The organism is Granulicella mallensis MP5ACTX8 (genome assembly GCF_000178955.2).
Lineage (GTDB): Bacteria > Acidobacteriota > Terriglobia > Terriglobales > Acidobacteriaceae > Granulicella > Granulicella mallensis.
The window spans coordinates 503,786-520,088 of the sequence record NC_016631.1; the positions used below are offsets into that span (position 1 = coordinate 503,786).

Below are 16,303 nucleotides of genomic sequence, written 5' to 3' on the forward strand. Positions count from 1 at the left end.
CTCTGTCTTTTACTTGGCTGCGCTTTGGAAGATCTGTTCCGCAAGGTAGTTTTCGACCTTGGCCTGGTCGCGGAGCATCTCCAGGTAGGAGGCCTTCAGCAACTGCGAGCGGCTCTCGTGGAGCTGCTGGCGAATGTTCTGCTGCACGCGCGGATCGTTCAGATCGCGCTGGCCCGCGGGCTCCTTGCTGATGAGCTTGTAGATCGAGTAACCGGCGACCTTGTGTGTGGTGCCGTCGAGCACCGGAAGGATGTCGGTAATCTGCCCGGCCTTGAGCTTCATGATCGCGGCATAGGCGGTGGGATCGGCCTTCATCTGTGACTCGGGGACAAAGCCTACGTCTCCGCCGTTAGGAGCGGTGTCCTGGTTCTCGGAGAAGTTCGACGCGATAGTCCCGAAGTCGTCGCCGGTATCGAGGCGATTCTTGAGCGCCTGGATCTTCTTGCGTGCTTCGTCGTCGGTGGTCGCCTTGGAGTTCTGCAGGTTGCTGGACTGCTGCGCGGGCTGGTTGGTCACCAGGATCTGCGCCAGGTGGTACCGGTTCTCGATCAGGTTGAAGCTGTCTTTGTGGGCGTTGAAGTAGTTGTTGACGTCACCGTCGGTGACGGTGATCTTGGAGTCGATCTCTTTATTGAAGAGCTTCGTCTGGGTGAGATTGCGACGGATATCGCGACGGAGTTCGTCGAGCGTCAGATTGGCCGTCTTGAGCCGTGCCTGGAACTGCTCCTCGGTGTAGGGAGCCTTCATCTCGGCCAGCTTGGCATCGACCTCGGAATCGGTTGCGATCAGATTCTGCTTGGCGGCGCGCTGCTCGACGATCTCTTCGACGATGAGTTCGTGCAGGATATTGAGGCGCAACGAATCGGCCTGGTCCGCCGACGGTGCCGTCTGCTGCGGGTTGCTGGCGAGCTGCGCGTTGTAAGCCTTATCCACTTCGGTGCGCAGGATCGGATGGCCGTTGACAGTGCCGACGACTCCATCCTGAGGGCCCTTATGGCAACCGGAAAGGAGGACGAGCGTGGAAGCGAACAACACGGCGGACGAGCGAAAGATCTTCGGCATTGGGGGAGGGTTCCTGGGCCACGCGCCTGGTATGCGCGGCTATCCGGTTCAGTTTACAGGAGGAGCAGGCTGATGGGCAGCGTTAGCGGGATCCCATGTAGCCAAACCTTCAGATTGGGCCGCCGCAAGCAGTCTTACGTCTGACCCAATGAAGATAAGATGGTCTCCCGGCATTTGAATCTAAAAAGTGAAAAATTAGTAGGAACCCCTATTGCGCAGGATGGTCTGGGACAAGGGTTCCCCTTCAATTGAGACGGGAGAAAACTTGAAAGGTTTTCTCCCGTCTCGGACAGCCTGACGAGCGTGATCAAGGAGATTGATTCGCAGCTCAGCCTTGCTGGTCAGTTCTGTTGTGGGTGGCGATGGTTTCGAATCAATGGCAGCCATAACATCCTTCCCCATTTGAATTACCTGTTCAACGGCGGACTGGTCGAGCTTTCAACTAAAGCTTTCCCAGCTCCACAATGTGCACGCTGGTAATGGACTCGACCTTCCGCAGCTCTGCAAGCGCCTGCTGCAGAGCGGGTTGCGCCTCCGCAGGCACATCGAGCTGGACGACCGCCAGGGCCTGGCTTCCGGGGAGACGCGTGCTGCGGCCCAGGGCAAAGTTGGCGATATTCAGCTTTGCTTCGCCAAGGATCGTGCCGATGCGTCCGATCACACCCGGTACATCCTGGTTGCGGATGACGACCAGCGTGCCGGTGAGCTCGGCTTCGACGTCGATGCCGTCATAGCTGAGCAGGCGGGGTGAGTGACCGTGGAGCACCGTGGCCGTCGCGGTGGAGTCGCCCTTGGCCGAGTGCAGCGCCAGCCGGAGAACCGCGCCCGTGCCGCCGGAGACGTGCTCGCGCTTGTCTTCCTGCAGACGGATGCCCCGATCGGCTGCCACCGAAGCGGCGTTGATGCGGTTGATGCCGTCCGAACCCGCGAGGACGCCGGAGATGGCAGCATTGCGGATCAGGTCGGTCTTGAGCTGGGCGAGCCGGCCGTTGTAGGTCAGCGCGATGCTTTCGATGTTGCCGCCCGTCTCCGAAGATCCGATCGCATGGGAGAGGAACTGCCCCAGCCGCGCGGCCATCTCAATGTACGGGGAGACCTCGGCGTACTCTTCCTCCGAGAGGGAGGCGACGTTAACGGCATTCTGCACGACACCGAGCTTCAGGTAGTCGCGCACCTGGTTGGCGAGCTGGATGCCGATGGCCTCCTGCGCCTCGTCGGTCGAACCGGCGATATGCGGCGAGAGCAGCACGTTCTCAAGCTCGAAGTACGGAGAGTCCTTAAGGGGCTCATGGCGGAAGACGTCCAGCGCGGCACCGGCTACATGGCCGGACTTGATCGCCTCGGCCAGCGCCTCGTCGACGATGAGCTCGCCGCGCGCGCAGTTCACGATGCGGATGCCCTTCTTCATGATCGCGAGCGAGGTCTTGTTGATCAGGCCCTCGGTCTGCGGTGTGAGGCCCACGTGCAGCGAGAGGAAGTCGGAGCTGGAGAAGATCTCGTCGATGGGAACCAGCGTAACGCCGTTCTCGCGGGCAATGACCGGAGCGACGAAGGGATCGTAGCCCAGCAGGTTCATGCCGAACGCCTTGGCGCGGCGCGCCACTTCCAGCCCAATGCGGCCCAGCCCGACGATGCCGAGCGTCTTGCCGCGCAGCTCCGAGCCCTGCAGAGACTTCTTCTCCCACTTGCCGACGTGCAGCGCGGCGTTCGCGCGGGGGATAGCGCGGCACATGGAGATCATCAGTCCAAGCGTGAGTTCGGCGACGGCGACGGCGTTTGCGCCCGGCGTGTTCATCACGACGATGCCGCGGCGTGTGGCCTCGTTGGCATCGATGTTGTCGACGCCGACACCGGCCCGGCCGATGATGCGCAGTTTGGGAGCGGCTGCGAGCAGGGCGGCGTCCGCCTGAACGGCAGAGCGCACGACCAGCGCGTCGGCATCGGCGAGTTCCGCGGGCAGGCCGCCGGGAGCGATCTTGTCAGCGGTGACGACGTTCCAGCCGGGCTCCTTCTGGAAGATGGCAAGCGTGGCGGGCGAGACTTTTTCGGCGAGAACGATCTTCAAGAGGATCTCCGGGGCGCAAATGGCGCAGCACTTTTAGTGTAGCTGTGAACAAAGGTTGAGGGGGAGCCGGGGCAAAGAGCGCGAGCGGTTACCGCTTGAGTTCGGCTACGCAGTGGTCGTCGAACTGCTGGACAAATTCTTTGAGGGTGGTGAACTGGATCTGAATGGAGGCGTTTTTTCTCAACAGGAGGACATATTCGTCGGCGGGGAGACTTCCGGGATCGTAGCCCATCTTAAAGGACGAGATTGCGTCGAAGTCCTGCACCCCAGCGGCGATCACGTTCTTGTTGACGAGGTCTTCCAGCATGTAGAGATCGGAGTACCGTTGCACTTCGTCATAGGGCATGAAGCCTAAGGCCCCGGTATCCCGCGCGGTACGCCAGGCTGCATCGTTCAGCGAGTCGAAGTTCATTGAGTTGTCGATGGACCCATGGAAGTTTTTGGGGTCGGCCATGAGCGCGTGAATAGCCTTGATATTGGCCTCCTGGCTGTCGACGTTTCGCTGCAAAAGTACAAGATCCTTTTGCGCGGCCTCATGATTGTGTTCAATCTCTTGCCGGATATTCTCCCGGGCCTCATGTACGAGATGGCGATGGTGCAGGTACTCGACGAAGGCCTCCAGGGTGAGCGCGATGAAGAGACCGATGGTCACGATCGTCAGGTGGGTAAAGAAATCTCGCCAGGTGTGAACAGGTTGGTGGGGTGCGTGGACGTCCATCAGCTTCTCCGGGGGAGGTGCGTTCTAGAGTTTTCCATTCGTGTGAGCATAGATCAGATCGAGACTGTGGCTGAGATCGCGGAGCTGATCGAGCTCTACCAACGTCTGTTGAGCGTTTGCGATCATCGTGTCGACCTCTGCCGGCTGTAGATCGGTGAGCTTGCGTCCGCCCTTCAGGGGTTCGGTAATTCTGTAAATGGAGCGGATGTAATTGCGGGCCTGATCGTTGACTACTCCCTGCTGGTTGTAGATGACGGAGTATGCCTGGGCGTACTCGTAGGACATCAGGGCGACGGCTCCGGTATCGCGCGCTGTGTTCCAGGCAGCGGAGTCCATACCGTTCCACTCCCAACCGTGGGCAAGCTGTCCGGAGGTTGGTTGATGTGTCTTTATCGCTGCGAGAAGGCTTAGATTAAACTCTATCTCCTGTTCGGTGCCGTCGAGTTGCTTCTCGTCACCCGCCAGAGTCTGCCGGTTGCTGCTTATCTCGGCGCGGAGGTTCATTTCGGCCTCGTGCAGCAGGTGACGATGGTGTGCGGCTTCGACCAGGCCTTCAAGTCCGAGTGCGATCAGCAGACCGATGGTGATGGTGGCCAGGTGGAGGAGAAAGTCCTTCCACGTGTGGATTGGTTCGTGCGGTGCGTGGACATCCATGTTTGTGCTGGCTCCGTGCAGTGAAAAGGATTATTCGCAGTCTACCGAAAGAAGTGCGGAACGAAGCTGCTGAGGTTGCCGGTAATAGGTCCCGCGTCTTCGCGAATGCCCATGCCGCAGCACTCCTGGTCGATCATCCAGAGTCCAAGCACAGGCCACCGTCCCGGATTCGGCCCGTCTGGAAAGACCGTGGCCGGCCCCAGGCGCTGGTCGATCTGCAGGCGGTTATCGTACGGCCCATCGGTAGAGATCTGCTTGCCTTCGAGGCTGGTAATCACGATATTGGAGCCCTCTCGCGAGTGCAGGGGCTTCCTCACCCAGCCGGGAGCGGGCTGCCAGTTGCTGGAGCCCGTGACGAAGTGCGCTTCCAGCAGCAGCTCGTGGTTCGGGTAGAGCTCCCACAGCACCGGCAAAATGCCCTTGTTCGAGAGCAGCATCTTCCAGATGGGTTCGATCCAGCGCATGTCTTTGTACGTGCGCAATCCCTGGGCGGCGAAGGCCTCTTCGAGCATCGTCTCCCACGGATAGAGCTTGAAGATCGTCTCGATCTGGTTCTCTTCCGGCGCAAGATCGACGAAGCACTGCCGGGGGTCGTTCCAGCCGATCTCCTCCATCAGGAGCTGGCTGGTGGGCAGCCCCGCCTGCTCGGCGGTATCGCGAAGGTAGGCGACGGTGAGCAGGTCTTCGGGATAGTCGGTGCTGGCAAAGTAGACGGGCTTGGCGAGATAGCTGTCGAGGTCTTTCCACTTGGCGATCAGCTTCTCGTGCAGCGAGTTGAACTGGTCGGCTTGCGGGTAGACGTCCTTGAGCCAATACCACTGGATGACCGCGGCTTCGAGCAGCGAGGTCGGGGTATCGGCGTTGTACTCCAGCAGCTTGGGCGCGCCCTGGCCGTTCCACAGGATGTCGAAGCGCCCATAGAGTGCCGGAGGCTCCTCGTTCCAGGCCCACTCGATCATCGGCACGGCCTCGGCTGGGATCTCCAGCTCGTCATAGCGCTGGTTATCGATGACGTTCTGCGCGGCGGCGAGGCACATCTCCTGCAGCTCGTTGCCGGCAGCCTCCAGGCGGTCGACCTCGGCTGCGGTGAACTCGTAGCAGGTGCTCTCGTCCCAGTAAGGCCGGGCGTTCGGCACGGAAGGATCGGCCTCGGGGGTATGGAAGGTGAGGCCCTGCTGTTCGACGGTCTGCTGCCAGTGGGGGCGAGGGGTAAGGGTATGGCGCTGCATGATCTATTCTCCCCCACTGCCGCCGTGCGAAGAAAAGCTGCTGCCAAAGCCTCCACGGCTGGTGCCGCTGAAGGAGTAGCTATGGCCTGAGATTGGCGAGTAACTGCCCCCGCCCACAATGCTGCCCAGGCCGAATCCTCCCCCGCCGCCGTAGTAATAGCGGTAGTAGTGCGGAATAAAGATCCCGTTGGTATAGGTGCCGCCATTGTTCAAAAGGCTTCCCGCTACGGGCTTTTGCGCGCCGGGCGGCAGGTTCTTGCAGAAGCTGGGGTCGACGACATGATTGGATTCATCGACGCAGCGCTCCACCTCGGTGTGGCGGCAACCGGTGAGCAGAGCCATGGCAGACGCAGCCAGCAAGGGGGCAATGACGTGGGTGGAACGACGCATGCTTCGAGTCCTTAGGGTTTCGAAACATGGTACCGCACCAGAACACGATGGCGACAGATCACCCTCCAGCGCCCTTACCTCTCGCTCGGATCGCCTCAACCTTGTCATCTCGACCGAAGGCGCGCTTTTGCGCCGAAGTGGAGAGGCCTGCAGCTTGCTCGTGCGGGCAATATCTCTATGGCGTGCAAGCCTGCACAGGAGACGCAACAAGATTAAATCAGGCGAGAGTCCAGCGCCAAAGGCGCGGCATATCCCAGCCTGGGGTGAAGCCCCAGGTTACGGACACACACAAATTCCAGAGGGCTGAAGGCCCGGCATATCTCGCTTGTGCAGACGAGATATGCCGGGCCTTCAGCCCTCTGGACCCTTATAGACCTTGTACCTGGGGCTCACGCCCCAGGCTGGGATATGCCGCGCCTTTGGCGCTGGACTCTCGCAGCCCCTTAAAACTGCTGCGACTTCAACCACTCGCGGAACTTCGGTCCCAGCTCATTGTGCTTCAGCGCGAAATCAACGGTCGCTTTCAGGAAGCCGAACTTATCGCCTGCATCATGACGTTTGCCTGTGTAGCAAAAACCATAGACCTTCTCATACTGCAGCAGCGCCTTGATGGCATCGGTAAGCTGTAACTCGCCGCCCGCACCGGGCTTGATATTTTCGATCATCTCGAAGATGCGCGGCGTCAGAATGTAACGGCCGATGATGGCGTTCAGGCTGGGAGCCTCTTCAGGCTTCGGCTTTTCGACCATGTCCCGAACGTCGAGCAGCCGTTTGTCCTCCGGGTCGGGCGTGCAGTCCAGGCAGCCATAGTGCGAGATCGCCTCGCGCTCCACAACCTCCGAAGCCAGGATGGAGGATTGCGTCCTATCGAAAGCCTCCACCATCTGCTTCATGCAGGGAACGGTGCAGTCCACGACATCGTCCGGAAGAATCACGGCGAAGGGCTCATCGCCGATCAGATCCTTGGCCTGCAGCACGGCATGGCCAAGCCCCAGCGGCTCGGCCTGACGGGTGTAGACGATACGCGCCAGCCGGGTGACCGATTGAGCGATCTCCAGCAATGCCGGCCGGTTGCGCGCGATCAGCGACGCCTCCAGCTCCGGTGACTTGTCGAAGTGATCCTCCATCGTCGCCTTATTGCGGCCGGTGACGATGATGATCTCCGTGCATCCGGCGGCCACAGCCTCTTCGACCGCATACTGAATCAGAGGCTTGTCCACCAGGGGCAGCATCTCCTTGGGAGTTGCCTTGGTGGCGGGAAGAAACCGGGTACCCATGCCTGCCGCAGGAATCACGGCCTTGCGGACCTTCAAGAAAGCCATCTACGCTCCAAATCCATTTGTTTCAAGCTCATAGAGCCTTGCCAATATGCTAGCAAGAGCAATTGCTCAAGCCGTGTGAACTACCTCAAAAAACCATTGCATGAATGGGGTGAAGAAGGAAACAGGCTTCAGGCCCCTGTGAGGCAAGGCGCAATTTCCGGTGGGAACACCCGAAAAATAAGATGCACAAATCCGCAAAAATACGGCCTCGGTCCGCAGTGGATAACTACTTTTTATTTGACCAGCTTTGTATTGCTCAAAGCATTTCTGGTACCGGTGTAAAGGATTTTCTCTAATACTACAGCTGTATTGATTGCAAACCTACCTCAGACCTGTCATTTCGACCGACCAACGGGAGTGGAGAAACCCCTGTATTCGCGGTTGCTCACGCTATCGAAGAAGCTAGAGCAAATTTCCTGTAGGTGTATAGCGGAACCGCGACATTTATGGCCGTTTTTCCCCAGAAAAACGGTACTGCACGCCCGATTCAACTTCCCAGTAACAGGAAATTTGCTCTAAGGGACAAGCTGTATTACCGAATAACCGTCGTCGAGGTCTAGCCTGCTTCTTGGCTTTGAAGGGGCGGGGCTTCAGCCCCGCCGTTATGTCAACACCTAAAGCGGCTTTAGCCGCGGAGGGAACGACGTCCATCCACCTGGCAGCTCTGCCTCTCCGGCGAACTGTCTATAGCACCGGAGAATCGTCATGCAGCATCGTCTTCCGGATAACCTTTACCGGGGCGAAGCCCTGGCGCATAAAGTCGTCGTGGAAGTGCTGCAGGTCGAATGCCGGACCCTGCTTCTTCTTTACGTCTTCGCGCAGCTTCATGATCTCGAGCTTGCCGAGCGTGTAGTAGAGATACAGCGCATCCGAGGTGCCGCGTTTTGTCTCCATCGTCCCGATGGCGCGCGACTGGTAGCCCTCTTTGACGAAGAAGTTCACCGCATCGTCGAAGCTCATCGCCCCGCCTGTGCCGGTGTGCATGCGGATGCTCACGACGAAGCGGGCATCGCGCAGCAGCGCGTCCTGAAGCTGGCCGAGGCGTATCAGCTTCGCTTCACGCTCCGTCTTGGCTCCGAAGCCCGGCTGGCCGTAGCCTTCGTCCAGCATCATCTGCTCGCAGTAGTGGGCCCAGCCTTCGATATTGGTATTCGCTCCGAGCAGCTTGCGGATCTTCGAGGGGAACTGCGGCTGCCAGAGGAACTGCACATAGTGGCCGGGATAGGCCTCATGCACGCCGGTCGAAACGATCGTGCCGATATTGAAGGCCGCCATATGCTCGGCGACGCGCTCCGGCGTCCAACCCTTCTCCGGCAGCGTGACATTGAAATAAGCCTTGGTGGAGTGCGTCTCGAACGCTCCCGGCGGATCCATCGAAGCCTGCGTCGTGGCGCGCATAAAGGGCGGCGTCTCTTCGAGCGTCGGCTGCACGTCGCTGGGGATCGTGATGATGTGGTGCGAGCGGATATAGGTGATCAGCGAATCGAACTCGCTGTGGAAGGCCCCCAGCAACTGGTCGGGCGCAGGATGGATCGTCGCCAGTTCGGCGAGCTCCTCCTGCGGCGTCTTTGCGGGATCGATCTCCTTGGCAACCCGTGCAAACTCGGCCTGGTTCTTGTGCAGGTCGTCCATGGCGATCTGCAGCAGGCGGTCGAGCGGGATATCGACCATCTCGTTATAGGCGAGCGCCTTCTGGAAGGTGTCTGCTCCGTAACGAAAGTCGCCATTGGAGCGGGGCAGCAGGTCGGACTTCATCCACGCGCCATAGCTCTTGAGCGCGTCGATGGCAGCCGCGTTGGTCTTGGCGAAATCGGCCTTGGCCTTGGCATCGTCGGCATCCTTGAAGGCTTCGGGCACGTCGCTCTGAAAGAAGCTGACGAGGCCGTCGATCTGTTCGAGGGCGATCTCGGTGTAGATATGCGGCGGGTTCTTGAGATTCTTGCGCGCCTCCAGCAGGGCCTGCGGAATCTGCCGCTCCCGCTCGACGGCAGCGCGCAGCCGCGTATTTACAGGGGCGTAGGGCCGTTCCATGATGCTGAAGATCGAGCTGGTCACGCCGCTGGAGTAGCTGTCGGGGTTCTTCTCCCAGCCGCGAATGACTTCGAGCTGCAACAGCGTAGCGTGGACGTTGTTCATCAGGATCTGGTAGTCCGCCGCGGGTTCCGCGTCGAGGGCTGTGGGGTCGATCTCGGCCAGCTTCTTCTCGAAGTCGTGCAGGGCCGCGGTCTCCTTCTGCACGTTCGCGGCGGAGTAGTCCTCCAGTTGGGTGTCGTACTGATGCAGCCCGGCGCCGGTGCCAGCCGTCGGCGAGAACTTGAAGTAGACCTGATCGAAGTATTGTTCGGTGAGGTAGTTGAACGTCTGCGACGCGCCGTCGGCGGAGAGGTGCTGGGCGGAGGCGGGAAGGGCAGTCAGCATGAGGGCTCCGGCGAGCGAAGCGGAGAGCAGGGTGCGCATGGGTGGAGTGTATCGAAACCGAAGGCTTCGCTGCACTTATCTGGTGTCTGTTTTTTGTCGTTGCCTGTTTTTGCCTTTCTAGTTTGTCATTCCCGTAGGGAATCTGCTTTTGTCTTTGCAGTTGCATTTGCTTTTCTGGTTGTCATTCCGACCCTCGAGCGAAGCGAAGGGGAGTGAAGGGGAGTGAACCTGCTTCCTCCCGCTCTTCGCCAGTGCTGCCACAAACATTACGCGTTAGCTCAACCAGGCCCAGCTCCAATCCCCATGCTTTCTGGGTGTTTACAGGAAATCTCCTGTTACCGGGTAGTTGAATCGGACGTACAGGCTTTGCGGAGTACCTCTTCTATGCCCGCAAGCAGGCCGGGAATAGGTTCGGGGCTGGTGTGCGTGAGATGGAGTGAGTCGTTGACTGTGACTGCTCCGAGGGTCTGCTCTCTGTCGATGCCACGCAGAGCACAGGGCGCCCAGAGGTCTGTGAGTTGTAGTGTGCCGAAGGTGCTGTCAAAGGGGAGACGGCCGAGATTCGTGAACATCACCTGTGCGTTGATCAGACTTCGCTTGAGCAGATCTGCCTGTTTGGCGGTGAGGTTCGTAGATACCACTTTAGTTTGCCGATCGATCATCATCGAGATACTCTCTGGGTTTTTAACGGTAGAGAGGCCATCTCTCGCGAACCGCGCGAGATCCCAGAATGTCATCGGACTCTCTGGCGGGATCGAGATCTCACCACTGGTGAGGGAAATCATGCATTGATCTTCGAGGCCGAGGATATCGCGAACCTCGGCGGGTGACAGGATGCGGAGCGGGTGATTACGCCAGCTTTCGTCGAGAGACCTGCCTGCAAAGGTGAGAGCCGCGGAGAGGGCGGCATGGATCGTAACACCTTCCAGACGGCTGCGGTCCTGGAGAGCGAGGGTCTGTTCCGGTGTGAATTTAATACCGTCTACATGGGGCATTGCCGGGCGCTGCGCAACGAAAGCTGGCAGGCCTGGCTCGGTGGATGTCCTCTGTTTTGCTCCGAAGAGAGTCTCGCGGGATGGCATCAATGGTAGCTTTTCGAGGTCATGGCCGCTAAGAGAGAGGAGCATGTCCCGGAGTAGAAAGATGCGGGACGAGCCATCGCAAACGGCGTGATGGGCGGAGAGGATGAAGATGCTCCGCTTCTCCTGATAGAGAAGGACTGCGCGGAAGAGAGGAGACTGATCGGGCGTGAAAGGCGCATTGATCTCTTTGGCAATCTCCTGCTGCCAGCGGGCATCGGTGGATGTGACTACACGGAGGGGGATGTGCTGGTGGGCAACGTGCCGAAAGTGTGGGACACGGTTGAAGGCTGTGTCGATGCAAACGGAGAGCAATGGGTGGCGTCGTTGTATCGCGTCCAGCGCATCGCGCCATTGCTGGACGGTTGTGTGTCCGGTGATCTCGGCGGCAAGGGCTCCGTTGACAGGAAAATGTTGGCCGAAGAGGCAGTAGAGCTCTTCAAAGGCACCGAGGGGACGGAGGAGATCGCTGGTTAGAGGATCGAGTGGTTGTATCTCCTGCGAAGTCAAAGGCATGATGCATTCCTTTCCGGTTTGCAGTAAGAGAGGTATCTCTCACTGCTGCGGAGTGAAGTGTGCGTGTCCGCAAGGAATGACACCTTAAAGAGTTGCAAAAGAGTTGCAAATGCAATATCCACTCGGTATCTAAAACACAAACAGCAACTATTTATTCCCAGAAAACATGTCGGAAATCTTGTGTCGGACCAGACGTCCGATCCTGGGTGGTCACGGGTCGAAGCCCCAAAGGGGCGGTATATCTCAGCCCAGGGTGGGGACGCAAAGCGCGTGACGAACGTTTGCGATGAAGGTAGAGACCTGAAGGGGCGACCTATTGTGGTTGCACGATATACCGCCCCTTCGGGGCTCGCTCATGCGGTCTGCAACGTGCTTTCGTTCTTGTCTTTGCCTTTGCTTTTCTGTTTGTCATTCCCGCAGGGAATCTGCTTCTGTCTTTGCTGTTGCTTGTTTTTCGTCGTCATCCTGAGGCGTAGCCGAAGGACCCCCGCATTTTGGATCACCGCAAACGGACGCCCTACGCCCCTGCGTCCAGCGCCGTCAACAACTCTCGCGTCTCCGCAATCACCACATCCGCCTGCGCACTCGTCAGCGGCCACTTCAAAATCCCCTGCGGCGTAAGCTGCGCCCCATTTTTCGCATTCCGCGAGACGAGCTTCATCAACGCCCCCACGTTGACGCCTTTCCCCTCCTGCGCCGGAGCCGTGTGCAGCTTGTCGCTGAAGGTGACATACAGCATATCGCGCATGGCCTTGATCTTTCCGGCCTGCGCCAGCGGCGCATTCGCCGGTCGCACCGCCGCCGTCTCGCGAACCGCACGCGCGACGTTGGACTCCGTGCGATTCAGCGCTGCCCGGCTGGAGAACTGCAGATTGGCTGTCTGTGGCGGCTGTCCATGACGTCCCGCCAATGGTGGCCGTGCCATCGTAGACGGAGCCCACGCTCCATAAGCAGGACGAGCCGGCGGCTTTGCCGGTGGCGCGGGCTTCTTCGCAGGCTCTTCGATCGCCGTGCGCTTGCGTTCGATCTGCGCAATGCCGAGCTGCTCGCAGGTCAGGCGGATCTCGCCCGCGGCGAGCAGGTGCAGCACATTCTCCGGCGGCGTTCCATAGCGGTCCTGCAGCTCGTCGCGAACCTCGGCCAGCTCCGCCTGGGTCTGCGATCCGGCGATGCGCTTGTACATGCGCAGCCGCTGATTCTCTTCCGCGATATACGCGTCGTCGATGCGCAGCGAGATGCCGAGGTTCACCGTCACTTGCGGCCGCTCCTCGCGTCCCTCGCCCTTCAGCCGGCTTACGGCCTCTTCAAGCATCGTCGTGTACATCTCGAAGCCGATGGCCTCGATGTGCCCGCTCTGCTCGCCGCCGAGCATGTTGCCCGCGCCGCGCAGCTCCAGATCCAGCGCCGCAATCTTGAAGCCCGCGCCGAGGTCCGAGAACTCCTTGAGCGCCGCCAGCCTGCGCCGTGCGATCTCCGTAAGCTGCTGCTCCGGCGGAATCAACAGGTACGCATACGCGCGGCGGTTGGAGCGCCCAACGCGTCCACGCAATTGGTAAAGCTCGCTCAAACCGTGCCGGTCCGCGCGGTTGATGATGATGGTGTTCGCCTTCGAGATGTCCAAGCCGTTTTCGATGATGCTTGTCGCGCAGAGCACGTCGTACTCGCCGTCCATGAACGCGAGCATCACGCGTTCCAGTTCGGCCTCGGGCATCTGTCCGTGGCCCACAACGACGCGGGCCTGCGGCACCAGCTCGCGAATCATCGAAGCCAGCTCGTAGATCGTCTCCACGCGGTTATGCACAAAGTACGTCTGCCCGCCTCGCTCCAGCTCCACCTCGACCGCAGTACGGATCAGCTTTTCGTCGAACTTCGCCACGACCGTCTGGATGGCCATGCGGTCCTTGGGCGGCGTCTCGATCACGCTCATATCGCGCAGCCCGACCAGCGACATATTCAAAGTGCGCGGGATCGGCGTTGCCGACATCGACAGCACATCGATGGCGGCGCGCATCTGCTTCAAACGCTCTTTATGGCGCACGCCGAAGCGCTGTTCCTCGTCGACGACCAGCAGGCCGAGGTCCTGGAATTGCAGGCTCTGGGAGAGGATCGCGTGGGTGCCGATCAGGATATCGACCTTGCCCTGCGCGGTGCGTTCGAGGACATCCTTCTTCTCTTTCGCGGTGCGGAAGCGCGAGATCATCTCGACGACGACTGGGAACTTGCTGAACCGCCGTTTGAAGCTCTCGAAGTGCTGGAAACAGAGCACCGTCGTCGGCGTGAGCACGGCGACCTGCTTGCCGTCCTGCACGGCCTTGAACGCCGCGCGCATGGCGACCTCGGTCTTGCCGTAACCGACGTCGCCGCAGAGCAGGCGATCCATCGGCTGCGTCGATTCCATATCGGCCTTGATGTCGGCGATGGCCCGCAACTGGTCGTCGGTCTCGTTGAAGTCGAAGGCGTCTTCGAACTCGTGCTGCATGTTGGTGTCGGGCGAAAACGCCGTGCCCACCGCGGCCTTGCGCTGCGCGTAGAGCTTCAGCAGCTCTTCGGCCATGTCCTGCATGGCCTTCTTGACCCGCGCTTTGGTCTTGGCCCACGCCGGATTGCCGAGCCGGTTCAACTGCGGCGCGGGGCCGGTCTCGGTCGAGCGATACTTCTGGATCAGGTCGAGCCGCGTGAGCGGAACATACAGCTTCGCGTCATCCGCGAAGTTGAGAATCATCAGCTCCAGCGGCGGCGCGTCGGGCTGGTCGAGCGTACGCAGACCCTCGTACCGCGCAATGCCGTGCTCCACGTGCACGACATAATCACCCACCGCCAGGTCGCGGAAGTCCGAGATAAACGCCGCCGTCTTCGACCTGCGGGCCGCGGGCCGCGCATGGACGTCGGCATCGTCGGAGAGATCGTTGGCCCCGATGACCACGAGCTGCCGCGCCGTCGCGCGGTCGAGATCGAGAATCTGCACGCCATTGGCGATAGCTGCGCGCACGATCACCGGCGTGCGCAGGTCTCCGGCCAGGTAGCTCGATTCCGAGTACACCGTCGTGGAGCCGCCCTGCTGGGGCCGCGACCCGATGCGGTAGGGCACACCGTACTCCTGCAGCAATCCCGCAAGCCGCTCGACTTCGCCCTGGTTCGCGGCGGCGATCAGCACGCGGGCCTCGTTCTCCATCAGCGACTTCAATTGGTCGACCAACGCGGGAATCGAGCCGTGGAAGCGCATGGTCGGCCGCGTCGCGAACTCGATCTCGCTGGCATCGCTGCGGTCCGCATCGAGCACATCGACGATGCCGATCTGGTCGAGCTCACAGCCGGAGTACGCGCGAACACGGTCCTGCAGCTCCCACGGCGAGAGATACAGATCTTCCGGTCGTACCAGCGAGCCGATGCCCGCGCGGTCATGCCGCTGTTCGACCTTATTCCACCAGCGCTCGCCCTGGTTGTCCACCATCGAGGGCTCTTCGATGAAGACGCGCGGGCCGTTGGCGGAGGGCGCTCCCATCAAATCGAGCAGAGAGGATTTAGCGCCGGCAACGGCTGCATAGAACTCCCAGCCGGGAAAGATGGTGGCCTCGCCGGTGCGGGTGGCCACGTGGGTGACCAGCTCGTTCGGCGTCTCGCCGCCTTCGAGCTCAGCGCCAGCAGCCGTTCCGCTGCGGGTGAGCCGCGCGTTGATGGCGGTCAGAAGCTTTTCAGTAACCGGTGTTTCGGTGAGCGGGAGCAGCAGAATCTCATCGAGCGCGGAGCTTGACCGCTGCGTATCGGGATCGAAGCGGCGCATCGACTCGATCTCATCGCCGAAGAAGTCGATGCGAACCGGCCGCTCCATCTCCGGCCCATAGACATCGAGGATGCCTCCGCGGACGGTGACCTGTCCGGGCATCTCGACGACATCTACGCGGGTATAGCCGACCGAGACCAGGTGCTCGATCAACATCTCGGGGATGTGCTCCTCGCCTGTGCGCAGGGTCAGTGCCAGGGCAGCGTAGAAGTCCCGGGCGAAGAGCTTCATGCAGACGGCTTCGACGGGCGCGATCACCAGCTTGGCGGCCCCGCTGGCGAGCTTCCATAGCGCCGCCGCGCGTTGCTCTTGAATTTCGGGATGCGGCGACAGGTTCTCGAACGGCAGCACGTCATGCGCGGGAAGCCGCAAAACCTCTTCGACGGCGAGCACGCCGGTCAGCTCGCAGGCCGCGAGCACCGCGGCGTGCAGGGCCTCGGCGGCCTTGTTGTCGGAGACGATCACCAGCGCCGGAGCCTGGGACGCACGGACGAAGTAGGGAAGATAGAGCGCTCGTGCGGTCGCGGTGAGTCCGGACACACGTCTCCGGCCCGTGCCGCCCGCCAAGTGGCGACGCGCACGCTCAAAAGCTGCGGAGTGCTCCATGTCCGCCATCAACTCGCGGACGAAGGGAAGAATCATGCAGGATTTAGTTTAGCAACCGATGCCGCTTTGGCCTCGCTCCACCGTGTTTTCAACCTTTAGGACGCCCACAAAGTGAAAGGAGTCGACGCGGTGAAAGGGGTGCCACGGGGTGAAAGAAGTGCCGCGGGATCTAGCCCCAAAGGGGCGACATATCCCAGCCCAGGGTGGAGGCGGCAGGCGAGCGCTTTTTGCTCGCCATGTCGCCGCAACCCTGGGTTACAGCCCCAATGAAGGTAGAGCCCTGAAGGGGCGCCCTATCGGTCGTGCCACAGATGTTCGAGCTTTCGGCCAGAACCGTTCGTTGAACAATGATGGTCAGTCCTCTACAGCGCGAAGCGCCAACCGTGACGCTTTAGCGTCGCGGGACGGTGGGTAAGGGAGGCAATCGCCTTTAGGCTACGGAGTAAGGGCCAAGCGAGAATGG

Annotated in this window: 10 protein-coding genes; all 10 read right to left on the minus strand. The window is 60.6% G+C overall.

Annotation, left to right across the window (positions count from 1 at the left end):
- Window positions 1-9 precede the first annotated feature (9 nt).
- Complete coding sequence (locus tag ACIX8_RS02115; RefSeq protein WP_014263667.1) at window positions 10-1,062, minus strand: SurA N-terminal domain-containing protein; 1,053 nt, start codon at window positions 1,060-1,062, stop codon at window positions 10-12.
- A 442-nt stretch (window positions 1,063-1,504) separates the two neighbouring features.
- Window positions 1,505-3,127, minus strand: a complete 1,623-nt coding sequence (serA, locus tag ACIX8_RS02120) for a phosphoglycerate dehydrogenase (protein ID WP_014263669.1) — start codon at window positions 3,125-3,127, stop codon at window positions 1,505-1,507.
- Window positions 3,128-3,215: 88 nt separating this feature from the next.
- On the minus strand, window positions 3,216-3,845 hold the full coding sequence (locus tag ACIX8_RS02125) for a hypothetical protein (RefSeq protein WP_014263670.1): 630 nt from the start codon (window positions 3,843-3,845) through the stop codon (window positions 3,216-3,218).
- Window positions 3,846-3,869: 24 nt separating this feature from the next.
- The gene (locus ACIX8_RS02130; protein WP_014263671.1) at window positions 3,870-4,499 is read right to left on the minus strand and encodes a hypothetical protein; all 630 of its coding nucleotides are present in this window, start codon (window positions 4,497-4,499) and stop codon (window positions 3,870-3,872) included.
- 41 nt (window positions 4,500-4,540) lie between these two features.
- Window positions 4,541-5,728, minus strand: a complete 1,188-nt coding sequence (locus ACIX8_RS02135) for a glutathionylspermidine synthase family protein (protein ID WP_014263672.1) — start codon at window positions 5,726-5,728, stop codon at window positions 4,541-4,543.
- Window positions 5,729-5,731: 3 nt separating this feature from the next.
- Window positions 5,732-6,118 carry a hypothetical protein gene (locus tag ACIX8_RS02140; RefSeq protein ID WP_014263673.1) on the minus strand — a complete coding sequence of 129 codons (387 nt, stop codon included), beginning with the start codon at window positions 6,116-6,118 and terminating at the stop codon, window positions 5,732-5,734.
- A 443-nt stretch (window positions 6,119-6,561) separates the two neighbouring features.
- A complete protein-coding gene (gene galU / locus ACIX8_RS02145; RefSeq protein WP_014263674.1) occupies window positions 6,562-7,440 on the minus strand; it encodes a UTP--glucose-1-phosphate uridylyltransferase GalU in 879 nt (292 codons plus the stop codon).
- 684 nt (window positions 7,441-8,124) lie between these two features.
- Window positions 8,125-9,897, minus strand: a complete 1,773-nt coding sequence (locus ACIX8_RS02150) for a DUF885 domain-containing protein (protein WP_014263675.1) — start codon at window positions 9,895-9,897, stop codon at window positions 8,125-8,127.
- Window positions 9,898-10,193: 296 nt separating this feature from the next.
- Window positions 10,194-11,453 (minus strand): condensation domain-containing protein, encoded by a 1,260-nt coding sequence (locus ACIX8_RS02155; RefSeq protein WP_014263676.1) that lies wholly within the window; start codon window positions 11,451-11,453, stop codon window positions 10,194-10,196.
- Window positions 11,454-11,970: 517 nt separating this feature from the next.
- Complete coding sequence (gene mfd / locus ACIX8_RS02160) at window positions 11,971-15,876, minus strand: transcription-repair coupling factor (RefSeq protein ID WP_014263677.1); 3,906 nt, start codon at window positions 15,874-15,876, stop codon at window positions 11,971-11,973.
- Window positions 15,877-16,303: the final 427 nt, after the last annotated feature.